Source organism: Billgrantia montanilacus, assembly GCF_003336675.1.
GTDB classification, from domain to species: Bacteria; Pseudomonadota; Gammaproteobacteria; order Pseudomonadales; family Halomonadaceae; genus Halomonas; species Halomonas montanilacus.
The window spans coordinates 56,614-79,038 of record NZ_QPII01000017.1 but is presented as its reverse complement, the minus strand read 5'-3'; the positions used below and the strand labels follow the sequence as shown (position 1 = coordinate 79,038).

17 protein-coding genes are annotated in these 22,425 nt (G+C 62.4%); 11 read left to right on the top strand and 6 right to left on the bottom strand.

Features of this window, described 5'->3' with window-relative positions; all coding sequences use genetic code 11:
- Positions 1 to 64 precede the first annotated feature (64 nt).
- From DU505_RS18265 to DU505_RS18245, 5 genes are all read left to right on the top strand, one after another.
- Positions 65 to 3,505 (top strand): translocation/assembly module TamB domain-containing protein, encoded by a 3,441-nt coding sequence (locus DU505_RS18265; protein WP_114480422.1) that lies wholly within the window; start codon positions 65 to 67, stop codon positions 3,503 to 3,505.
- 336 nt (positions 3,506 to 3,841) lie between these two features.
- The gene (locus DU505_RS18260; RefSeq protein WP_422667062.1) at positions 3,842 to 4,279 is read left to right on the top strand and encodes a hypothetical protein; all 438 of its coding nucleotides are present in this window, start codon (positions 3,842 to 3,844) and stop codon (positions 4,277 to 4,279) included.
- Complete coding sequence (locus DU505_RS18255) at positions 4,248 to 5,438, top strand: OprO/OprP family phosphate-selective porin (protein ID WP_220250867.1); 1,191 nt, start codon at positions 4,248 to 4,250, stop codon at positions 5,436 to 5,438. The genes DU505_RS18260 and DU505_RS18255 overlap by 32 nt, the downstream gene beginning before the upstream one ends.
- Positions 5,439 to 5,485: 47 nt before the next feature.
- Positions 5,486 to 8,326: a bifunctional diguanylate cyclase/phosphodiesterase gene (locus tag DU505_RS18250; protein ID WP_114480421.1), complete on the top strand. Its 2,841-nt coding sequence runs from the start codon at positions 5,486 to 5,488 to the stop codon at positions 8,324 to 8,326.
- A 41-nt stretch (positions 8,327 to 8,367) separates the two neighbouring features.
- Complete coding sequence (locus DU505_RS18245) at positions 8,368 to 9,228, top strand: PEP-CTERM/exosortase system-associated acyltransferase (RefSeq protein ID WP_114480420.1); 861 nt, start codon at positions 8,368 to 8,370, stop codon at positions 9,226 to 9,228.
- Here the strand turns inward: DU505_RS18245 and DU505_RS18240 are convergent.
- From DU505_RS18240 to DU505_RS18230, 3 genes are read right to left on the bottom strand one after another with little or no spacing between them, the layout of a single operon-like run.
- Positions 9,192 to 10,268 (bottom strand): DUF3541 domain-containing protein, encoded by a 1,077-nt coding sequence (locus DU505_RS18240; protein WP_114480419.1) that lies wholly within the window; start codon positions 10,266 to 10,268, stop codon positions 9,192 to 9,194. The genes DU505_RS18245 and DU505_RS18240 overlap by 37 nt on opposite strands.
- Positions 10,258 to 11,013: a trimeric intracellular cation channel family protein gene (locus DU505_RS18235; RefSeq protein WP_114480418.1), complete on the bottom strand. Its 756-nt coding sequence runs from the start codon at positions 11,011 to 11,013 to the stop codon at positions 10,258 to 10,260. The genes DU505_RS18240 and DU505_RS18235 overlap by 11 nt, the downstream gene beginning before the upstream one ends.
- 54 nt (positions 11,014 to 11,067) lie before the next feature.
- Positions 11,068 to 11,649: a helix-turn-helix domain-containing protein gene (locus tag DU505_RS18230; protein ID WP_245948057.1), complete on the bottom strand. Its 582-nt coding sequence runs from the start codon at positions 11,647 to 11,649 to the stop codon at positions 11,068 to 11,070.
- A 258-nt stretch (positions 11,650 to 11,907) separates the two neighbouring features.
- On the opposite strand from DU505_RS18230, the gene tdh reads away from it, so the two are divergent.
- The gene (gene tdh, locus DU505_RS18225) at positions 11,908 to 12,936 is read left to right on the top strand and encodes an L-threonine 3-dehydrogenase (RefSeq protein WP_114480416.1); all 1,029 of its coding nucleotides are present in this window, start codon (positions 11,908 to 11,910) and stop codon (positions 12,934 to 12,936) included.
- A 1-nt stretch (position 12,937) separates the two neighbouring features.
- Entirely contained in the window at positions 12,938 to 14,128 is a 1,191-nt protein-coding gene (locus DU505_RS18220; RefSeq protein WP_114480415.1) for a glycine C-acetyltransferase, read from the top strand.
- A gap of 96 nt (positions 14,129 to 14,224) precedes the next feature.
- Here DU505_RS18220 and DU505_RS18215 read toward each other — a convergent pair whose 3' ends face one another.
- From DU505_RS18215 to copM, 3 genes are all read right to left on the bottom strand, one after another.
- Positions 14,225 to 14,419, bottom strand: a complete 195-nt coding sequence (locus DU505_RS18215) for a hypothetical protein (protein ID WP_114480414.1) — start codon at positions 14,417 to 14,419, stop codon at positions 14,225 to 14,227.
- 329 nt (positions 14,420 to 14,748) lie between these two features.
- Positions 14,749 to 15,771: a DUF21 domain-containing protein gene (locus tag DU505_RS18210; protein ID WP_114480413.1), complete on the bottom strand. Its 1,023-nt coding sequence runs from the start codon at positions 15,769 to 15,771 to the stop codon at positions 14,749 to 14,751.
- A gap of 104 nt (positions 15,772 to 15,875) precedes the next feature.
- Positions 15,876 to 16,358, bottom strand: a complete 483-nt coding sequence (copM, locus tag DU505_RS18205) for a CopM family metallochaperone (RefSeq protein WP_245948055.1) — start codon at positions 16,356 to 16,358, stop codon at positions 15,876 to 15,878.
- 325 nt (positions 16,359 to 16,683) lie between these two features.
- Between copM and DU505_RS18200 the strand changes: the two genes are divergently transcribed.
- The 4 genes from DU505_RS18200 to DU505_RS18185 all read left to right on the top strand — a co-directional run bounded on the left by DU505_RS18200 (position 16,684) and on the right by DU505_RS18185 (position 22,362).
- Positions 16,684 to 17,148, top strand: a complete 465-nt coding sequence (locus DU505_RS18200; protein ID WP_114480412.1) for an NfeD family protein — start codon at positions 16,684 to 16,686, stop codon at positions 17,146 to 17,148.
- Positions 17,149 to 17,264: 116 nt separating this feature from the next.
- The gene (locus DU505_RS18195; protein ID WP_114480411.1) at positions 17,265 to 18,314 is read left to right on the top strand and encodes an SPFH domain-containing protein; all 1,050 of its coding nucleotides are present in this window, start codon (positions 17,265 to 17,267) and stop codon (positions 18,312 to 18,314) included.
- Between the two features lie 554 nt (positions 18,315 to 18,868).
- The gene (locus tag DU505_RS18190; RefSeq protein WP_114480410.1) at positions 18,869 to 20,530 is read left to right on the top strand and encodes a methyl-accepting chemotaxis protein; all 1,662 of its coding nucleotides are present in this window, start codon (positions 18,869 to 18,871) and stop codon (positions 20,528 to 20,530) included.
- A gap of 53 nt (positions 20,531 to 20,583) precedes the next feature.
- Entirely contained in the window at positions 20,584 to 22,362 is a 1,779-nt protein-coding gene (locus DU505_RS18185) for a bifunctional diguanylate cyclase/phosphodiesterase (protein ID WP_114480409.1), read from the top strand.
- Positions 22,363 to 22,425: the final 63 nt, after the last annotated feature.

Below are 22,425 nucleotides of genomic sequence, written 5' to 3'. Positions count from 1 at the left end.
TCCCCAAGTGCGAAGCCACCGGGACCAAGGCCCTGATCGCCAACGAGAAGGTAGCCGCCTGACAATGTCTCAGAACAGTGACAGAACACCCTCTCCTCGCCGTCTTCGCGTTCGGCTCCTGGTCTGGCTACTGCCTAGCCTGCTGCTACTGGTGCTGCTCACCCAGCTCGGCACCAACATCCTGCTCAACACTGCGGCGGCGCAAAGCTGGATCGACCGCCGACTGCCCCATGTCACGGTAACCTGGTCCGCCGGCTGGAGCCTGTGGCCGGGACAGCTCAACCTTCAAAACCTTACCATCGAGGTTCACGCCACCGAGCTGCCCCTCTACCTGGCGGTGGATGAGGCCGAGGTGCGTGTCGCCACAAGCGGACTGGTCGTTCGGCGACTGACTCTTCACCAGCTCGATGCCCACGGTATTCGCCTGCTGCGCATGGGTCCTCACCGCCTGCAGGGCGAGGGCGAGCTGCGGGCAACGGGCCTGGAGCTGGCGGCGCCGCGAGTGGGCGCCGAATCGTTCCGGCTGGCCTTGGAAGCCGGCTCGCTATGGCGCGACGATACCCTGCTGGCCGACGATCTCACACTGGACGCGGCCTTGAGCGTGGTCCCCTTCGACCCCGCCCCGGGACTGGATCGGCAGATACTGAGCCAGGTAAGCGGACGCCTCTCCCTGGCAGGACGCGCCGATGCCTGGGTCGTCTTCAACCCTTATCTTCGGGCCACGCCCTGGCTCACGCTGGATGGCAGCGGTGGTCTCACCGCTGAACTGTCGCTGCATGACGGCTTGCTGGAGGCGGGGAGCCACGTGACGCTGGAGTCGCCGGACCTGGCCGTCGAACTCGTCGAGGCCGCCCTGGTGGGCAGCGAACGTGGCAGCGGCACCCGTCAACGACTCTCCGGCCGCGGCCAGGCCAGCCTGGAGGTCCGAGCCGGTGAGACGACATCGCAGCCCTACCTCGATGTGACCCTGGAGGATGTCGCCATGCACACCCTCGAGCCGGCCGAAGGAGGGCCACTGCTGACCAGCCGGCTCTTCGCGATATCGGCCCGGCTCGAGAGCGCCGACCTCTCCTCCCCTCCCGCCCCACCCGACTCGGCACGAATGACCTGGCAGGAAGCCGAAGTCCCCGATGTGAGCCGCCTGTCGCGCCACCTTCCGCCCGGCTTGCCTCTCACGCTTCACGCCGGCACGGCGCGCCTGGATGCCTGGCTCGACTATCGTGAGGGGCGGCTCGAGGGCCAGGCGGAGCTGAGTGGCAATGACATCGCAATGACACTGATGGCACAGTCCCTCGTCGGCGAGCTGGCACTGGGGATGAACCTTGCCGAGCTGGACCCGGCAGCTTCCCGCCTGGATCTCTCCGGTAGCCGCTTGACCGTGGCGGCTACCCAGACGGGCACAGCCAACCCCATGGTCACTGAACTGACCTTCCCCCAGGCCAGATTCACCGTGCAAGAGCCACTCACGCAGAGCCATGCCCACAAGGGGCCGACACTCCTGGACGGCGAACTGACGGTTGTCGGACAAGTATCGCATTTGGCTTTTCTCGATGCCTTCCTGGAAGACGCCTTCGATGGACGCGGCATGGCACTGAACGGTGCAGGCCGGCTTTTTGCCGATATCAGGTTCCGGGAGGGGCGCCCAGTGGCCGGTGGCAGAGTGACCGTCGCGGCATCGTCGCTGGAGACACGCTTCCTCGACTTTCACGCCCAGGGCCAGGGCAGTCTCGTCGCCCGCCTTCTCGATGCCAGCGAGGGCCCCGCCGCCGAGTTGCAGCTCCGCCTGGAGCAAGCGCGCCTGACCCGGGGAGAGGGCACATCTCCTATGCTGGTAGCGCCGTTGCTGAACCTGACGGCCGCGATCGATACCCTGACGCGGGAGCATGTCTCAGGCAACATCACCCTGCGGCTGGCCTGGCCGGAGGCAGTCGTGCCCGATGTGGCGGTACTCGGGCGTCATTTTCCCGACTCGTCGCCGCTGAGGTTGCTCGGCGGCAGCGCCACGAGCCGGGGCGAACTGACCTTCGACGCCAGCGGGGTGCGGGGGCAGGTCGCCCTGAACGGCCAAGCGCTGCAGACGAGCCTGCTCGATACAGAGGTGCAAGGGGCGCTAAGCCTGGAGCTGCCGCTGCGCCACGCCAGCCTGGACGGGGCCGTGCTCGACCTCTCCGGCTCGCGCTTCACCCTGGAGATGGAAGGGGGCGATGAAGAAGAGCGGATGACGACGCGGCTGTTGGCCCGCCAGGCCCGCTTCACCCAACCTTTCGGCGATAACGGGCAAACGCCCCGTACCCGCCTGGTGCTGGACGGCAGCGTCGACCGTCTCGGCTTTCTCGATCGCCTGCTGCCCCGGACCCATGGTGTGACGCTGCGCGGCGCCGGCCAGCTCCAGGCCGACCTCGACCTGGTCGGCCACGAGCCCCAGCCAGGCAGCCGGGTCAGAGTGGATGCCGATCGCCTGGCTGCCACCTTCCTCGACTATGGCGTTAACGGCAACGGCTGGCTGGAAGCCCTCGTAGAAGGCAACCCGGCCGCCCCCTCGGCAAGGCTGGTACTCAACCTTCCCCGGGTCTCCCTGGGACGGCGAGGGGCCACGACGGATTACCTCAGCGGCCGCCACTTTCGGCTCGAGACTACACTACCCCGCTTCACCATCGACCCGGATACGATCCCGGTGGATGCTCTCACGACCCGGATCGAGCTGCCCATCGCCGAAGTGGCTGATATCGCCATCTACGACGACTACCTGCCCCGCGGAGCCGGGCTTTCCCTGCTCGGAGGCAGTGCCAGCCTGACGGCCGACCTGCGGCTGGAAGGCCTTCACGCCCGGGGAGACATGACATTGAGGGCCTTCAATACCGACCTGCGCATCGGCGAACAGCAGCTTCGAGGCGATCTCTCCCTCGATGCTCGACTGCGGGAGGGCAACCTCGAGACCCTGACTTTCGATGCCGCCGGTACTCGCCTGCGCCTGGACAATGTCTCACGCGAAGGTGCCGAGGGACGCCGAGAGCGTGGCTGGTGGGCACAGCTCGACCTCGAGCGAGGACGGCTGACCTGGCAACAACCCTTGAGCTTGTCGGCTCGACTCGGACTCACCATGCGCGATACCGGGCTGCTGGCCAATCTCATGCTCTCTCGCACTAGTGAGCAGCCAAGGCTGGCCCGCCTGCTGACCGTATCCGCGGTCAGCGGCCATGCCGATGTAGAGCTGACCAACAACAGGCTGCACCTTAGCGACCTTCGCCTCACCGGACGCAACCTGGAGATGCTGGCTGACCTGCGTCTCGCCGAGGATACAATGCAGGGAGAGCTTTATGCTCGATTCGGCGCACTGCGATTGGGCCTGGCGCTGGAAAACGGAGGGCGCGACCTGCAACTGTTTCGCCCGCGCCGCTGGTACCGGAGCGTCGAAGAAGCCCGTTCCGAAGCGGATGTCCGTCAACCGCTTCAGCCGGGCTGGCAGCAGGAAATTGAAGGCGTTACCGCTTCAGACCCACGCTAGCGCCTTGAAAAATATGCTACCTTGGCAAAATCTGACGGCTTGCGTTGACGGCCCGACGCATCGACTGTGCCACTTTGTGACTCAATGCGTCTATTGTGCAGATATGTAGCTTTGATGTAAGACTATTACATTCAGGGGCATGACATTGCCGAGGGCCGAAGGGGCACCCAGCAAGGGATCGGGGGAACTCACTATCGATAAGCGCAAGGTGTCCAGGCCATTAACGTCACACCAGAGGCCGGACATGGGGAGATCATCGTCGGCATACGAGTCGAAGGATATGTCAGTTCGCCTTGCGGCGGCGCGCTACACGCCCGTTCTCGGGGATGATGCCGCGTGCCTGCATTGAAGCGACTCCGGCTGCTGGCACTGATGCTGCTGCCACTGCTGACGGCCTTCGCCAGTGCGGATGGGCACCAGGTCTCCCTGGTTGCCCATCCGGATGTCGATACTCGTACCTTGACCCGCGATACCACCCGCGCCATCTTCGCCATGCGCCAGCGTACCTGGCCTGATGGACAGGCCGTGCGCGTCTTCGTCCTGCCCAGCAATCACGCCGTTCACGGGCGTTTCACCAAGGAACGCCTGGCCGTCTATCCCCACCAGCTGCAGCTGGCCTGGGACCGCATGGTCTTTTCGGGGACCGGGCAAGCACCCAATAGAGTCAGCAGCCAACCCGAGATGCTGGAGCGCATCGCGACCACGCCCGGCGCCCTTGGGTATCTGGAAAGGGAGTATCTGGATGATCGAGTCCAAGTTATTTCGATGGAGTAGCCGTTGCACTCGCCTGTTGGCTGCACTGGCACTTGGCATGCCGGCTGCCGCTGCGCAGGAGGGTCCATTAGACACATTGCAAATGCATGGATTCCTCAGTCAGGCCCTGGTCATCACGGACAGGAATGACTTCTTCGGACCTAGCAGCAGCAGCTCCGGTAGCCTCAAGTACACCGAGATCGGTGCCAATGCCTCGTTCCGTCCGCATCAGGATTTCCTGGTCGCGGCTCAGGTACTCAGCCGCCGGGCCGGCGGTGACGGCAGCGATGCGAGGCCGGTGCTCGACTATGGGGTCATCGACTATCAGTTGCACTCCAGCCAGCAGCGTACCCTGGGAATCCAGGCCGGACGTTTCAAGAACCCCTTCGGCTTCTATAACCGGACGCGGGATGTCGCTTTTACGCGGCCGAGCATCCTGCTGCCACAATCCATCTATTTCGATCGAACCCGCTCGCTGGGGCTGTCTGCCGACGGGGGCAGCGTCTACGCCGAGGAGCGCCTGGAGAGCGGAACACTGAGAGCCCAGGCCGGCATCGGCACGCCGACGACCCGTGGCCTGGAAGACCAGCTGTTCCCCCCCGGCATGGGCATCCACGTCGATGGCAGTACCTCCTATATCGGCCAGGTCCTCTATGAGCACGGCAATGGTCATTTCACCGCTGCACTGAGCGCCGCGGACGTCAATCTCGACCTCAGTTCCGGTTCAGGCAACGGTGAGCTGAACTTTCAACCCTGGATACTCTCCCTGCAGTACGATCGGGAAAACTGGGCATTGACAGGCGAATACGCGATACGCAACGTCTCTCTTTCCGGTGACATACGCCAATCCGACACCACAGGCGAGAGCTGGTATGTGCAATACACCCGTCGGTTCCACCCCGACTGGCAGTGGCTGCTGCGCTACGACAGCCTGGTAACCGACCGCAGCGACCGCTCGGGTAGCGCGTATCAGGCCCAGGGCCTGGGCTCTGCTCATTCGCGATTTGCTGATGACCTCACCATGGGGTTGCAGTGGAGTGTCACCCCCAGGTTGCTGCTGGCAGCCGAGTACCACCATATCGACGGCACCGGCTGGTTGCCACTGCAGGACAATCCGGCTCCTGCTGAGACCAGACGACGTTGGAACATGGTGTTGTTCCAGCTTTCACTTCGTTTTTGATCCGCCATACTGACTTCTTCTCAATACCGGCTAGGGACAGGGTTTGCATGAGTGCATCGAAATCCCGGGGAATACGCCATCGGCTGAGCCTCACATGGCGAGTCATCGCCCTGAGCAGCTTGCTGCTGCTGGCGCTGGTGGTGCTATTCACCTGGATCGGCCATGCCAACCTCACCCGCCAATTCGAGGAGAGTCGCGATGAGCACAATGCGCGTCAGGCCCGGGAGATCCAGCTGGCACTCCAACGCTCCGAAGACGGCCTCCAACAGCTGGCCGCCCTGAGCGCCGCATCCCCCGACCTTGGCCCCGCGCTGCAGGACGGCGACGCGGAAGCCCTGTTTCACTCCCTCTCCTCGCAATGGCCTACTCTCCAGCTCGAAGCGGGCATCGATGAAATTCTTGTCTTCGATGCCGAGGGCAGCCTGTTGGCGGAGTGGGGACAGGGGCAGGCCGACAATGAGCGACCGATCCAGGCATGGGTCGACCAGGTGATGTCCACCGAATTCCCCCTTTCCGCGCTGCGCTGCGCCACCGACTGCCGTCAATATGCCGCCGTGCCTATTCTGGTTGCCGGCGAGAGTGTCGGCATCGTCATGCTGTCACGCTCACTGGCGGACGTGACCCGGCAGGTCCAGCAGGTGTCGGGCAGCGACGTCGCCCTGCTGATCACCGGCACGCCAGAGCCGATATCGATGCCGGAACGACACCTGGAGAGCTGGAATGGCAACCTGATCGCCATGACACGCCAGGAAGCCTATCTGCAACTGCTGGAAAGGGCAGCCGAGCAGACCTCCCTCAACGAGCTACTTCAGTCTCCCCTGCATCTGCATCACCAGGGGCACGATATCGAACTCTCTGCCGTCCATATGACGGCAGATGAGGATCGTCGCAGCAGCGGCTTCTTCCTGCTCGCCTCCGATATCACGCCGCAGATGCGCGGCATCAATCAGGACACGCGCACCCTGCTCGCTGCCGGCCTCGTGGGCTGGCTCGCCGCCGAGCTCCTGCTGCTCGCCATCCTGCTGCGCCCCATGGCACGACTGCGCCGGCTTGCCGGCGTATTGCCGGCCCTCGCCCATGGGGGCTTTGGCCAAGCCCGCAACGCCATCCCCACCCCGCGCAGCCGCTTCCCCGATGAGATCGACGTTCTTGAAGGGACCACGCTCGAGCTATCCAACCAGTTGGAAACCCTGGAGCGAGAGGTGGGCGCCAGGGGGACTCAACTGGCCGAGCGCGTCGAGGAACTCGCCCGGGAACGCGACTTCGTCAGCAGCCTGCTGGATACGGCCCGGGTGTTCATTGTCATTCAGGATGAGCATGGCCGCATCAGCCTGGTCAACGACTACGCACTCTCGATCATGGCCACTCAAGAGGAAAAGCTGCTGGGCCGCCTGTTCGATGATGTATTCTCCGCGCGCGACAGCACCAGCCTCGGCGAGGCGAGCGAGATTCAAGAAGAGCGCAGCCTGCTCACCACGGAAGGACGACAGCGCACCATCGCCTGGTATCACGCTCCGCTGCCGGCACGCCTCGAGGGAGGCGCGTCCCGCATCTCGGTGGGTCTGGATATCACTGAACGCAAGGTGGCGGAAGCCCGCCTGACCTGGCTGGCCGAACGGGACCCCCTGACCGAGCTCTACAATCGCCGCTATTTCCATGAAGCGCTTGCGCTCGCCATGCAGCGCGGACGGTGCGGAGCCGTTCTGCTGCTCGACCTCGATCAGTTCAAGGATGTCAACGAACTCAGCGGCCATCACACCGGCGACCGCCTGCTGCGCATGGTGGCGGACACCCTGTTCCAGGTCTTCGGGCATCGCGGCGTGATCGCACGGCTGGGCGGCGACGAATTTGCCCTGCTGCTGGAAGGTGCCGATGCCAGGCAGGCCATGGGCGTAGCCCAGCAAATCATTCCCCAGCTCGAGAATACCGGACTGGACGCCGGCGGCCAGCGCCACCGGGCCGCTGCCAGCCTGGGCATCGCCCTCTACCCGGACCATGGCAACACTGCCGCCGACCTGATGGCCAGCGCCGACCTTGCCATGTACAAGGCCAAGGAGAGCGGCATACAACGTTGGCATCTGCTCTCTACCGTCGAAAATGCCAAGGATGAACTCCAGGAGCGGGTCTATTGGGTCGAGCGAATACGTCAGGCCATTGATGAGGACGGCTTCGAGCTGATGGTGCAACCCATCGTCCGGCTGAAGGACAGGAACGTGCGTCATTACGAGATCCTGCTGCGCATGCGAGGCCCCAAGGGTTCGCTGATTGCTCCACTGCACTTCATTCCGATTGCCGAACGCAGCGGCCAGATCGTTCAACTCGACCGATGGGTGCTTCGCCACGGCCTCAAGGCACTGAAACACGTTCAGGAAAAGGGCGTCAGCCTGGCGATAAACCTTTCGGGACAGACCCTTCACGACGATGGGCTCAAGCAGTACCTGATTGAAGAGCTGGCCGCCAGCGGTGCCGATCCGAACTACCTGATCCTGGAGATCACCGAGACCGCCGCCGTCACCGATTTCTCCACGGCGCGTGGCGTACTTCAATCCATTCGCGATCTTGGCTGTCGCACCGCCCTTGATGACTTCGGTGTCGGATTCAGCAGCTTCCACTATCTCGGCGAACTGCCGGTGGACTTCATCAAGATCGATGGTGCCTTCATCCGCAGCCTGCTGACCAATCCTGATAGCCGTGTCATCGTCCGGGCGATCGCCGATATTGCCGCCGGCTTCAGCAAGCAGGCCATCGCAGAGTTCGTGGATCAGGAAGCGCTGGTGCCATTGCTCGAATCCTATGGAATCACCTACGGGCAGGGCTATCACCTTGGTCGACCGGTGTTACTGACTGACGTCATTCCGGGAGCCCTGGGCAACAGCAACGGGGCTTGACCAACCAGCGGAAGCTCAACAGGAAAGGATGCCGGTGAGACATGACCAACGATACAGCAAGAAAAGCCCAGAGCCTCGACGAGAAAAACCCGCTGGCGGCTTTCGCCAATCAGTTCCGGTTTTCGATCGCCAATGACAAGGAGTCCCGGTATCGAGCCTACGCCCTTCGGCACAAGGTATTTCGCCAGGAGCTGCACTACAATCTGGGTGAAAATGTCGATATCCCGTTCGAGAACGATGTCCACGACAAGCATGCCATTCTCTGCCTGTTGAACCACCTCCCCAGCGGGATAGATACCGGCTGCCTGCGGGTGGTGTTGGTTCCCGGCAACGCGACCTCGCCACTCGACACACTACCGCTCGAACAGAGTTGCGGATATAGCCTCGACCACCCACAGCTACACCCCGATCTTTTCCATCGCTCCACCATCTGCGAAGTCTCCCGCCTTGCCGTCCACCCGGCATTTCGCAGGAGCAAGGATTGCGTACTCGGCTTGAACGAGCACGACATACAGCAGCTCTCGGGCCATGACGTCAAACCCTTCTCACCGCTGTTGGGGCTGAGCCTGTTTCTCGCCGCCACTGCTATCGTCGGCCTCTCGGGAAGACGCCATGTGTTCGCCATGATGGAGCCACGCTTCTCACGACTGCTCAAGATGTCGGGCCTGGCGTTTCACAAGGTAGGGCGTGTGATCGACTACTGCGGACCCCGGGCTGCCTACTATATCGATCAGCATCAAGCCGAACGGGACATGCACGAGACCTTGCGTCCCCTGTACCGACATATCATTGCCGAACTTTCACCCCAGCTCGCGGAGGCTAACGCACAGCGCCTGATCGGCGCCTCCCCCATCCTAGCGCCTGGTCATAGCCCCATCACCGACAGATCAGGCCCCGGGTAGAGCCTGCCCGGCCAGCGCAGCGTCATGATCGCCAGAACGTTGCGATGTTCCCCCCGCTCCACGTCGGTTGAGCCCTTGGTAGAGGGGATGATGCCTGCCTGCGGATCGACTGCCGCCACGAGCGAATCGCGTATTCGGCCAACAGCAGGATGCGCCTCCCGCCCGGCCAGCAGGAAGCTCAGCGCCACTTCGGCCTGGATGTCCTCGGTGGCGCTGGCCAGAATCCTGTCGATGTCCTCCGCAAAGGATTCGAGTATCCAGGCATAATCCTGCGGATCCACCCAGCGTTGATAATAACGGCTCGAAGCGATCACGAAGTGGGTCATGCCGTAGAGCTTGTTGTGGTACTCCGCCTCGCTAAGCCCAGCGACGCTGCCATCCGGGTACTGTCGGCGAAAGGCCGCCACCACTTCCTCACGCAGGTCGGCGATGCCAAGTTGGTGGAGGAAATGGACCTGGTTGGCCACCTGGGCGGCATAGATACCCATGACATCGGCATCGGTCAGGAATTGCTCCCACGCCACACCGGCCAGGTAGTCGAGCGCTCGCTCGTGGCCATCCATCGCCGACGTGTCCAGTAGACCGTAGTAATCGGCCTGCACCAGTCGAAAGAGCAGCTGACGAGCGAAGGGGATTTCGCCCCACTCGGCCAGCATCGCCTTCCGGGCACGCTGCTTGGCGGTGCGCTGCGGGTAGTCCTCGACGATCTGGCGGCTTCGCGCGGCGGCATGACTGGGGTCGGCCAGCCCTTCGATATCGTCGCTGATCTGTAGCACCAGGCGCCGGCCATGGGCATGGGCAATCTCGCGGTAGCGCGGTTCCCCGGTGATGCGGTAGAGCCGCTGCGCATAGTGCCGCTGCTTGGACATGGAGAGCTCGGGCAGCGCGGCCTCATAGACCGACTGGATCGCCAGGCCAGCCTCTCGGTGACGCTCGCGCTCGAGCTCCGCCGTCGATACGGCACAGCCCGCCAACAGCAGGAAAAACAGCAGGCCGCACCAGAAAGGTGGGCTGTGTGGGCAAGCATATCTATTCTTCATCGTGCCGATCTCCAGGCCCACTGCGGCCGCGTTTCTGGCGGATCATCCTGACCCTTGCCTTGGTTCGAACCGACGGCGATGTCGTATCGCCACGACCCGCATCGCCCTCTGCCGGTGCCGGAGGCGCAATCTCCACCCAGGCGAACACCGGTAGCGACAGGTGCCAGTGGATGGCCGCCAAGCGCAGGCCTAGCGTCATCGACAACGCCAGGGAAATCGTCAAGACCCAGGGGGCCTCGAGCGCAAACAGCACGACATAGGTGATGCCCCCGGCAATTGAGGCCGTGGCATATACCTCCTGACGCAGCACCATCGGCACGCGACGTGCCAGCAAGTCACGCATCATGCCGCCGGCTACGCCCGTCAACAGCCCCATCAGCACAGCCACCACGCCGGGGGCTTCCAATTGAAGCGCCTTGTGGGCGCCGATCACCGTGAACAGCGCCAGGCCGAAGGCATCCGCCACCGGGAGGAATACCCGTGAAAGACGGTGGATATAGTGAAAACCGACGACGGAAAGCCCCACCGTCGCCAGGATCACCCACAGGTAGGTGGGGTCGGCGACCCAGAACACCGGGCGCACGCCGAGCACCAGATCGCGCAGGGTGCCACCGCCGATGCCGGTCACCGCCGCCAGCACCAGCATGCCAAAGGGATCCATCTGCGAGCGACAGGCCAGTATCACCCCCGAGAGGGCAAAGACGATCACGCCCGCCATGTCCAGCCAATACACCAGCTCCGTCAAGTCACTCTCTCCCGGGTCGTACGTTATCCGAGCGGCAACCAGTGCGCCGCACCCTCATTGATAGGTCACGACAAGAAAGCTGACCAACTCTCCCTCACCCCAGTTTTCGATGGTGTGTTCCAGGTCGGCATGATAATGGGCTGAATCCCCTGGATTCAGCTCGCAGCGGTTGTCACCCGCCAGGACCCGGGCACGCCCCTGGGTGACGGTCAGCAGTTCCCGGGTTCCCTCGAAGTGGGCGGCGCTCTGCAAGCGCGCCCCCGGCGCGAGCCGGATCTCGTAGAACTCCACGTTCTTTTCCATGTGCAGCGGCGAGAGCGTGCGAATGCGGCAATCGCGGTCATCGCGGAACAGCTGGCTGGCATCGTCGCTACGCACCACCTCGATGCGCGAGGCCGTCCAGGGTTGGTCCACGAGATCGCCAATGTTCATGTCGAAGGCCTGGGCGATACGCAGCGTCACCGCCAGGGTCGGATTGGCGCGGCCGCGCTCGATCTGGCTGAGCATCGAGCGGCTGACCCCAGACGCTGCGGCAAGCTGCTCCAGCGTGAGCCCGCGCTTCTTGCGCAACTCGATCACGCGAACGGAGAGGCTGCCGGGTGCGGTCTGCGATTCGGTCATTGCTGAGTCATCCACCTACACTTCTCCTCTATACCCGGTCCTCTATACCCGGGCATGCCCAGCCCATGCGGCGGAGCGAACCTACCTAGCGGAAGAAATCCCCTATGCAGGAATATTTTCTTGAATAGAGGAAATATTCTGCAATACTGGAACTGTTTCTTCTATAGTAAACATATCGTTGTGAATTGCCAGAATCCACTCATAGCCCAATCACCTGACCAACGCCCAACTACCTGACCAACACCCAACGACAAGCAACAGGAAGAGAGCGACATGAAAGCACTGATCAAGAAGCAGGCGGCACCCGGCCTGTGGCTGGATGAGGTGCCGGACCCAGAGGTCGGCATCAATGACGTGCTGATCAAGGTGAAGCGCACCGCCATCTGTGGTACCGATGTTCATATCTACAAGTGGGACAGCTGGGCGCAGAAGACCATTCCGGTCCCCATGGTGGTGGGTCACGAGTTCGTCGGTGAGATCGTGGAGGTCGGTTCCAACGTCAACGACTTCCGCCCGGGGCAGATCGTCTCCGGCGAGGGCCACGTGGTGTGCGGTCGCTGCCGCAACTGCCTGGCAGGACGCCGCCACCTGTGCGCCCATACCAGCGGCGTGGGGGTCAACCGCCCCGGCGCCTTCGCCGAGTATCTTGCCCTGCCAATGTCCAACGTCTGGGAGCATGCGCCAGGCATCGACCTCGACGTGGCAGCCCTGTTCGACCCTCTGGGCAACGCCGTGCACACTGCGCTGCAGTTCGACCTGCTCGGCGAGGACGTGCTGATCACCGGCGCAGGACCGATCGGCGCCATGGCCGCGGCGGTATGCCGCCATGCCGGGGCGCGCCACGTCGTCATCACCGACCTCAACCCGGGGCGCCTCGAGCTGGCCAAGCGCCTGGGTGCCACCCGCACCGTGGACGTGCGCCACGAGAGCCTGGCCGAGGTTCAGCGCGACCTGGGCCTCAGCGAAGGCTTCGACGTGGGCCTGGAGATGTCCGGCAGTCCCGCCGCTTTTCGCGACATGCTTGCCAACATGTGCCACGGCGGCAAGGTGTCGATGCTCGGCATTCCCACCGAGGAGATCGCCATCGACTGGAACACGGTGATCTTCAACATGCTGACGCTCAAGGGCATCTACGGCCGCGAGATGTACGAGACCTGGTACAAGATGTCGGTCATGGTCGAGTCCGGCCTCGACATCTCGCCGGTGATCACCCATCGCCTGCCCTATACCGAGTTCCAGCACGGCTTCGATGCCATGCTGAGCGGAGAAGCGAGCAAGGTCGTCCTCAACTGGGAGTCATGACATGTACGGAGCCTTTCAACAGCATTTGCAACACGAACTCGATGCCATCCAGGAGGCGGGCCTCTACAAGCATGAGCGCCAGCTGACCACGCCCCAGGGGACCCATGTCGGCATCAACCAGGGTCGCGAGGTGCTCAACCTCTGCGCCAACAACTACCTGGGCCTGGCCCAGCACCCCGAGGTCAATGCCGCCGCCAGGGCCGGCCTCGACAAGTGGGGCTACGGACTGGCCTCGGTGCGTTTCATCTGCGGCACCCAGAGCCTGCACAAGCAGCTGGAAGAGACGCTCAGCGAGTTTCTGGGCACCGAGGATACGATCCTCTACCCCTCCTGCTTCGATGCCAACGGCGGTCTGTTCGAGACCCTGCTCGGCGCGGAAGACGCGGTGATCTCTGACGAACTCAACCATGCCAGCATCATCGACGGCGTTCGGCTCAGCAAGGCGAAGCGCTATCGCTACCGCAACCGAGACATGGCCGACCTGGAAGAGCAGCTCAAGGCCGCCGATCGCGACGGCGCACGCTTCAAGATGATCACCAGCGATGGGGTCTTCTCCATGGATGGCTATATCGCCCCGCTCGACGAGATCTGCGACCTGGCCGAACGCTATGGTGCCCTGGTGCACTTCGACGACTGCCATGCCACCGGCTTCATCGGGGACAAAGGCCGTGGCACCCACGAGTTCCGTGGCTGCATGGACCGCGTTGACATCACCACCGGCACCCTGGGCAAGGCGCTGGGTGGCGCCAGCGGCGGCTATACCAGCGGCAAGCGCGAAATCGTCGAATTGCTGCGCCAGCGTTCGCGCCCCTACCTGTTCTCCAATACCGTGGCGCCGCCGGTGGTGGCCGGGGCCTTGAAAGCCGTCGAGCTTGCCAGCGAGTCGCGCGAGTTGCGCAGCCAACTCAAGGAGAATACGGCCTTCTTTCGTGAAGGGCTCGAGCGGCTGGGCTTCGAGCTGTTGCCCGGCGAGCACCCCATCGTGCCGGTAATGCTGCACGACGCCACCGTGGCCGCCCGCTTCGCCGAGGAAATGCTCAAGGAGGGCGTCTACGTGATTGCCTTCTCCTTCCCCGTGGTGCCCAAGGGCCGTGCCCGCATCCGTACCCAGATGTCGGCGGCGCTGACCCGCGACGACCTGGAATTCGCCCTGGCCGCCTTCGGGCGGGTCAAGGAAAGCCTGGGGCTGTAGCGCTCCCGCTCCCCTCGCCGGCGAGGCCCAGTCGCTGGGCCAAGTCGGCGAAGACGTTACACATGCTCTGCATGGGTCAGCGATATGGGGAGATGGTTACGCTTCGCGTTCTGCTAAAGCCGTGGTAATGGCTTCGGCATACTGGCCTTCCGTCAGTTCCCAGTCACTAAGCACTTTTGGATCGGGGCTTTCATTTGTCGCAGCGCGTAGCTCTTCGGTGGTTTTTTTCTCAAAACAATGCTTGGCATACGCCTTTGCCTGGGGATTATTCAGCTGATCGATGAGTTGCATGTTGGTTCCTCGCAATAGCAGGGTTGTGACATGACTTCGCCTAGGACAGCATGGATCGGATCCACAGCAATCTCCGCTACCCAGTTTAAGAGACGGCAATAGCTGTATCGGTACGATGCCACACAAAGCGAAAAACAGACCTGGATGACTGAAGCAGGTCCAGCACGATGAACAGGGTGTAGTGGCGCACCAACACAGATCGAACGCACGCAAGCTGCGTCGCTGAGCAGAGCTCCTGCTCCAACGGAAATCGCTGCCAGGAAAACTAATTATTATTAGCAACCAGTGATTGTTTCCTGTGGGTGCAGGCGGCTACGACCCACAAGTCACTACCCCGAGAGGGTGGCATTCCTGGCGATGCCGCGCAGTAGGTAGCCGAGTACATCGGAGCCGGTAAGGATGCGTTTCTCCTCGGCCCAGAGCAGGATCACATCCTCGTCGAGTACGTCGTCCTGGCGATGGCTGGCATGAACCCGGAAACGCCCGACCACATCGCCCAGCGGGATGCTCGGATCGCGCACGACGATGGGGACATGACAATAGGCCAGCGGCGTGAAGCCGTTGGGATCGAACAGGGCCGCCCGCAGGAACGCATCGGCATCGATCACCAACCGCGGCTCGCCGGCTTCATCTACCACCACCGCCCGACTCCTGCCACTGACCTGCAGACGCCGCAGAAAGGCATCGTGACGGGTACGCTGGATGTCGGGGAAGATCGGCATGGCACCGTGGAAAGGCAGAACGAGGATACTGTCGGGATCCAGCCGCTCTCCTTCCCGCCCCAGGGGCACATCGTCCAGCGTCAGGAAGTTCATGGCCCCGCGCCCCTCGACCCGATCGATCTCGGTTTCGGTCGACTCCATGTGCAGTCGGATCAGCTGATGCAGGTCCCGTTCCTTGAAGAAGGGGATCGCCTCCGTACCCAGCCAGCGGTCGAGCGCCCAGGCCGTGGGGCGCGCCACCGGCCACAGCAGCAGCTGGTAGAAGCGCACCATCGGTGCCAGCAGGGAGGCCATGCGCAGCGCATGCCGGGAGAAGAACGCCTGGGGCAGGATCTCGGCCCAGAGCGTGATCACCACCGTGGAGAACAGGAACGCCACCATGGCCCCCATCACCGAGCCGGAGAGCAGCGCCAGCAGGACATTGACCGCGACATTGCCCCAGAGGATGGTGACCAGCAGGAAGTTGGCATCCTGCCGCAGGTGATGCACCTGACGGGCCTGTCGATTGCCCTTGCGGGCCTCGAGCTCCAGCTCCAGCTTGTTGATCGAGAAGAAGGCCAGGTTCAGCCCCGAAAACATCGCCGACTGGGCCAGGCACAGTGCGATACCGATCCAGGTCAGCAGGGTCATCGAGCCTCCTTGGCTGTCGGCGAGGATGGCAGCGCGACAAGTACCTGACGCGAACAGGCGGCCCGGAGGCCGCCTGCACAGGTTACCACTACCCCCGGTGGAGGTCAGTCGACAGCGTGACCGCGCTCATCTAGCCAGTCCCGGAGGAAGGCGATCTCTTCTTCCTGAGCTTCGATGACCTCACGAGCCAGGTCACGAATCACTTCGTCCTCGCCATGCTCGAGCACGATGTTGGCCATGTCGATGGCACCCTGATGATGAGGGATCATGCCACGAGCGAAGTCCACGTCGGCATCGCCGGTGAAGCCGCCCATCATGCCTTCGTGCATGCGGTCATTGGCTTCGCGATAGGCCTGCACCGCCGGATTGTCGGCATGTTCGTGGTCTACACGGGTCTCGCCGTGATCCTGGTGGCCATGGTCATCGCTATGGCTGCCGGCAGTCGCCGGCTGGGCCAGCAGCACGGCCCCGGCCAGAGCGACTGCACCCAGGGCGAGCGTCCACTTCGGCATACCTTGGGAGCGGCTGGCGGAAATGATACGGATCTCGTCGTTACGGTGCGGATGACGCGGCTGACGATGGGTCATCGAGAGCTCCTTTGGATGTGGATCGAAACACCTGACAATCCCATTCTGAAACTTGCAGGCGGCATAAGGGACAAGAGTTCCAAGTGCCATACTTTGAGGCCGCGATACGGGACAAGTTCCTCAGAGCCGCGCCAGCCCAGGCTGCCCAACTGTAGGGGATCGTCACTACCAACCTAAATGAGGCAGCTCAAGTCATCCAGGAGGGCAAGTCTCTCGCGGGCATAGCCCACGACGCGGTAACCGAGTACCCTCGTGGTGAGTTCCTGACACGAGCTCTACCTCATTTTTCCCGAGTTAAATTCTCCCTCGAGCAACGGAACGCCCCATGGACTGGAACCCTGCCCTGATCTGGATTGCCATCGCCCTGCTGCTGGGCCTGGCGGAGCTCTCTTCCGGGGGCCTTGTGCTATTGGCGCTGGCAGTGGCAGCCGTGTTGACGTCGGCACTGGCCGCCCTGGGGCTATCGCTTCCCTGGCAGTTGCTGGGAATGGGCATTTTCTCGGGGTTGCTTGTGCCCCTGGCCGTCATGGTCATTCGCCCCTGGTTCTCGCCTCGCGGCGTCGCCTACGGCACCACCGGCACCGGCGTGGAGAAGGGTCGCACCTACACGACGCTCAAGCGTGATTTCGATGGCGCCAGCGGGGTCAAGGTCAACGGCGATTTCTACCGCCTGCGCGTCGACGAAACCGGCGAGACCGACCTGCCGGAGAATACCCTGGTCATCTTCAAGCAGTTCGAAGGCACCACGGCCATCGTCAGCCACTGCCAACAAGAGACGCCCGCGCAGTGATGCATGGATCCCTCCTCCCAACCGGGTAACCGCCCCACAACACACACCAAAGCGTTCAACGAGTCGCTTTCTGCAAGACGTCTCTTCCACCACTCAAGGAGCAGTACATCGTGAACATGGACCTTCCCTTCAGCCCCGGGCTGATACTCACCCTGATCATCGTCATCATCGGCATCCTGATTATCGCCAAGGGGCTGGTGATCGTGCGCCAGTCCGAGGTGATGGTCATCGAGCGACTGGGGTCGTTCAATCGGCTGCTGGAAAGCGGTATCAATATCATCATCCCCTTCATCGAGCAGCCCCGCGCCATCACCATGGTTCGCTATCGCAAGATGGGCGAGGACTATCACCCGATCACCAGCAGCGAGGTTCGTATCGATCGTCGTGAAACGGTGATGGATTTTCCGGGCCAGCCGGTGGTGACCACCGATAACGTCACGGTGAACATCAACGGCGCGCTCTACTACCAGATCATCGACCCCAAGCGCGCCGTCTATGAAGTGGAGAACATGAGCCAGGCGGTAGAGGTGCTGGCCAAGACCACGCTGCGCTCGGTGGTCGGCAAGATGGAGCTCGACAAGCTGTTCGAGTCCCGCGCCGAGGTCAACAACGAGATCCAGGCCGCCATGGAAGAAGCCGCCTCCAAGTGGGGAGTAAAGATCTCACGGGTCGAGGTTCAGGACATCGCCATGCCCGAAGAGGTGGAGTCCGCCATGCGCCTGCAGATGGCCGCCGAACGCAAGCGACGCGCCACCGTCACCGAGGCCGAGGGTGAGAAATCCGCTGCCATCGCCATGGCCCAGGGCCAGCGTGAGTCGGCGATCCTCAACGCCCAGGGGGACAAGGAGTCGGCCATCCTGCGCGCCCAGGGCGAGCAGGAGTCGATCAAGCTGGTACTCAGCGCCATCGGCGACAGCGACGAGCACAAGCGCACCGTCGTGGGCTACCTGCTCGGCCAGAGCTACATCAAGGGCCTGCCCAATATGGCCAAGGACGGCGAGCGGGTCTTCGTGCCCTACGAGTCCTCCGCCCTGCTCGGCTCCATGGGCATGTTCCGCGAGATGGCCGGCTCACCGGAAGACGCCGTATCCCGGCACCTTCGGTCCAGCGACAACCAGAGCGGCCTGCGCGGCGGCATCGTCGGCGGAGGTGGCAGCGCCAGCTAGTCGATCCAGCCAGCCTGTCGGATTCGACCGACCGTCGCGAGAAACACGGATTTCGAGACAAGCTTATCGATCTGATGAGGCGAATAGCCCCCTATTTAATGAATCAGATCGAATGAAATTGGCCGAAAAACCGGATCTCGCAGTAGATCAGCGTTAAGTCCGACAGGCTGCTAGCCACCGGCCCATAGGCCGGTGCTTTCAGCGACATTCACAATGGTAACGCCGAAGCGCCTGGCCGTGATGCTGGGTGGGCGTATCGTCGAGACAAGCTCAACGAGTCTGGTACTCGCGGCCCCGCAGCACGCAGATACCCGGCAGCTGATCGATACAGTCCCTCATAGGGAACCTCACCGGCAGATGACGTCCGTAGCGCTCTCCTGAAGGTGAGGCGTGCGACGCGTCTTGAGAATAGTGGGATTGAGGTAGAGCCGTCTTCCCTGCAGGGCACAATCACACCCCCTCCGTTAGCTGTTACTTAAATGTAACAGATACAAGCTATTGTCGCTGCCAACACGGGGCAACCCGGCCGGAACATCCATAAGGCAGGTATCGACATGGGGCTTCTCGATCGCATGACCATCAGGCTCAGCTGGTCGCTGGTGCTGCTCGCTTTCACCACCATCATTCTGGGAGCCGGCGCGCTGGGGCTGTATTCGAATCACCACAGTCGCCATGCCTTCGGAACCCTGAATCAGATCAACGTCGAGCAGACGCAGGCACTCAATGGCGCCTATCTCGGCATGCTACGCGCCCGGGTGGAGTTGGATCGGGCCGCTCAGCTGATTCGTCGCCCCTCCTTCGACCGTCCCGAACCTGTCATCGAGCAGGCCGAGACATTGATGAAAAGTGCTGACGATGACTTCCAGCGTTTTCTGGAGATACCTGCCCAGCCGGAACAGACCGACGCCATCGAGACGCTGCAAAACCGCTTACAGTCGCTGCTTAATACCGGACTGAACCTGCAGTTGATGGTGTTGAAGGATGGGGACGTTGCCGCCTACGACTCCGGTCAGTCCCGCGTCAGCGACATGAGCCAGGCCTTCATGGAGAGTGCCGACGACTTCTTCGCCGCCTCCGCTGCCAGCGGTGTAGGCCTCTCAAGCCGCTTCGAGGCCATGTCGACCTGGCTGAATCGTGCCATGGGGGCGGCTCTGATCGCGGCCCTGTTGACTGTCGCCATCGTGATCTGGGGCGTCAACGCCAACGTACTGCGCCCGCTCAAGCGCATCATCGCGCATTTCCGGCGGATCGCCGAAGGGGACCTGTCGCAGCCGATTAAGACGCGTGGCAACAACGAGATCGGACAGCTATATGCCGAGCTGGGCCGAATGCAGGCATCCCTGGCCGATACCGTTTCCCGCATGCGCGGCAGCAGCGGCCTCGTGCTCGAAAGCGCTCAGCACATGAGCGATGGCAATCAGGAGCTGGCATCGCGCACGCAGCAGCAGGCCGCCTCGCTCGAACAGACCGCTTCCGGTCTGGAAGAGCTGACCACCAATGTGGCGAATAATGCCGACCATGCCCGGCAGGCGAGCGAACTGGCGAGCGACGCGGTGCAGAGTGCCGAGCAGGGCGAGAGTGCCGTCACTGCATTCGTCGATACCATGAACGAGATCCATGCCCGCTCGGCGCAGATCGGTGAAATCGTCGGGCTGATCGACTCGATCGCCTTCCAGACCAACATACTGGCACTCAACGCCTCGGTGGAGGCGGCCCGTGCCGGCGAACACGGCAGGGGATTCGCTGTGGTCGCCAACGAGGTGCGCTCGCTGGCCTCCCGCAGCAGTGTCGCTGCCCATGATATCCGTGAACTCATCGGTGCTTCCCGGGCCAGCGTGGACCATGGCAACACCCTGTCGACACGTGCCAGCGACGAAATGCGCTCGATCGTGACCGCCGTGCAGCAGGTGAGTGACTTGATTCAGCAAATCGCTCAGGCCTCCACTGAACAGCATCACGGCATCGAGCAGCTCAATCAGGCCATGCACCAGATGGAAGCGGTGACCCAGCACAACACGCGGCTGGTCGAGCAAGCGACAGGTTCAGCCCGAACCCTGGAGGACGAGGCCGAACGGATGCGCACCTTTGCCGCGCGCTTCGCCACGGCGGAACTGCCGCATCAGGCCGAAGCAGTTGATGAGAAGATAGGGAGGGAGGATGACACGGTACACAAGGCGTTTGAGTGGCGGCCCCGCATGCTGGTGGCTCCGGCATAGCGGCGCACGGATTGTTTACGCTTTCCCTAACAGTCGCCAAGAGACCACCTCACATGCAAGACGCCATGCTGCTGGAATCCATCCTGTGCGAGGAGAAGCTGAACACGCTCTTCCAGCCTATTGTCGACGCCAGTGGGCAGACCATCTTCGGCTACGAGGCACTGGTACGCGGGCCCTCCGACTCGCCCCTCCATTCTCCCCTGACGCTATTCGACACGGCCGCACGTACCGGGCACCTGGTGGAGCTCGACCTGCTGTGCCGCCGGCTGGCAATTCAGCGCTTCGTGAGCCTGGGGCTCCCGGGCCAGCTGTTTCTCAACGTCATGCCGACCTCGCTGATCGAGTGCGATTTTCGCGAAGGATTGACGATGACGTTTCTCGACAGCGTGGGCATGGCTCCGGAGCGTGTGGTTATCGAGCTGACCGAGCATACGCCGATTCACGACTATGACCTGATGCGCCAGGCCGTTGCACACTATCGCAGTATGGGATTCAGGGTCGCACTGGACGATCTGGGGGCCGGCTACTCGAGTCTGCGTCACTGGGCCGAACTGCGCCCCGATTTCGTCAAGATCGATCGACACTTCGTTTCCGATATCGACCACGACCCGCTGAAGCGCCAATTCCTGCAGTCGCTACTGGAGGTCTCGCGCAGCCTGGAGTGCAGTGTCATCGCCGAAGGCATCGAGACCGCTGGCGAGTACCACTGCTTGTGGACGCTGAACTGTCCCTTCCTGCAGGGGTACTACTTCAGCCGCCCAAGCGAGACCCCGCCAAGGGCGATATCGCACCTGTTGCCGGCCAATAACAATGCCGACAGCCTTTCGCAGGGAAGTGCCGCAATGGTCTGCCGACATGTCGCTCCTATCGAGCGCGGCACTCCGGTGCTGGAAGTGGTCGAACGCTTCAAGGCACAGCCGACTATTCGCTGCCTCACCGTCGTCGAAGCGGGCCGGCCGATAGGCGTGGTGCGCCATCACGACTTCCTCAACCTATTCACCAATCCCTTCAGCCACGCGCTTTATGCCCGGCGCACCATTGACGAACTACTCGATACTCACATGATCGTGACAGGCGAGAGCACGCCACTGGAGACCCTCAGTCAGCAGATCACCGAGGCCGCCAGTTTTGAGCAGCAGGATTTCGTCATCGTCGATGAACGACTGCAGTATCTTGGCATGGGCAATATCCTCGATCTGCTGCGCGAGATTACAGCGCTTCAAGTACGTAGCGCACGCCATGCCAACCCGTTAACCGGTCTGCCGGGCAACGTACTGATCAACGAGATGATGACTCGGTGGCTCGGCCGAGGCGAGCCTTTCGCCGCGATCTACTGCGACCTGGACAACTTCAAGGCATACAACGACGCCTACGGCTACGCTCACGGCGACCAGGTCATCAACGCCCTGTCGTGTCTGCTTCAGCAGCATGCGCGAGGCGAGAGCGACTTCATAGGCCACGTGGGGGGCGATGATTTCATAATGATCGTTCCGATCGAGCGAGCCCAGCATACCTGTGAAACCATCCTCAGCGATTTCGAGTATCTGGCGCCCAGCTTCTACTCGCAGAGCGATCGCCGCCAGGGTGGTCTCTGGATCCGCAATCGTCAGGGCGAGAAGACATTCTACCCTATCGTCACCCTGTCCATCGCGCTGCAGCCGGTGACGTCAGCATCCCATGGTAGCGCGCTGGATATTGCCAACAGCCTCAGCGAACTTAAGCATCGGGCCAAACTGTGCCTCGGTAACAGCCTTTTCATTGATCGACGCCACCCTATTCTCCGTACCACTGAAGCTCTACCACTCGACAATGAAGCGCCTGCGGTCATCTAGTTCGGCATGTCATCAACAATGATGACAGTAACATCGCTGGTGAGAGCTAATAGTAGCGACACT

Coding starts and splice junctions, on each gene's coding strand:
- DU505_RS18265 (WP_114480422.1), top strand. CDS start 65: ATGTCTCAGAACAGTGACAGAACACCCTCTCCTCGCCGTCTTCGCGTT.
- DU505_RS18255 (WP_220250867.1), top strand. CDS start 4,248: ATGATCGAGTCCAAGTTATTTCGATGGAGTAGCCGTTGCACTCGCCTG.
- DU505_RS18250 (WP_114480421.1), top strand. CDS start 5,486: ATGAGTGCATCGAAATCCCGGGGAATACGCCATCGGCTGAGCCTCACA.
- DU505_RS18245 (WP_114480420.1), top strand. CDS start 8,368: ATGACCAACGATACAGCAAGAAAAGCCCAGAGCCTCGACGAGAAAAAC.
- DU505_RS18240 (WP_114480419.1), bottom strand. CDS start 10,268: ATGAAGAATAGATATGCTTGCCCACACAGCCCACCTTTCTGGTGCGGC.
- tdh (WP_114480416.1), top strand. CDS start 11,908: ATGAAAGCACTGATCAAGAAGCAGGCGGCACCCGGCCTGTGGCTGGAT.
- DU505_RS18220 (WP_114480415.1), top strand. CDS start 12,938: ATGTACGGAGCCTTTCAACAGCATTTGCAACACGAACTCGATGCCATC.
- DU505_RS18215 (WP_114480414.1), bottom strand. CDS start 14,419: ATGCAACTCATCGATCAGCTGAATAATCCCCAGGCAAAGGCGTATGCC.
- DU505_RS18210 (WP_114480413.1), bottom strand. CDS start 15,771: ATGACCCTGCTGACCTGGATCGGTATCGCACTGTGCCTGGCCCAGTCG.
- copM (WP_245948055.1), bottom strand. CDS start 16,358: ATGACCCATCGTCAGCCGCGTCATCCGCACCGTAACGACGAGATCCGT.
- DU505_RS18200 (WP_114480412.1), top strand. CDS start 16,684: ATGGACTGGAACCCTGCCCTGATCTGGATTGCCATCGCCCTGCTGCTG.
- DU505_RS18195 (WP_114480411.1), top strand. CDS start 17,265: ATGGACCTTCCCTTCAGCCCCGGGCTGATACTCACCCTGATCATCGTC.
- DU505_RS18190 (WP_114480410.1), top strand. CDS start 18,869: ATGGGGCTTCTCGATCGCATGACCATCAGGCTCAGCTGGTCGCTGGTG.
- DU505_RS18185 (WP_114480409.1), top strand. CDS start 20,584: ATGCAAGACGCCATGCTGCTGGAATCCATCCTGTGCGAGGAGAAGCTG.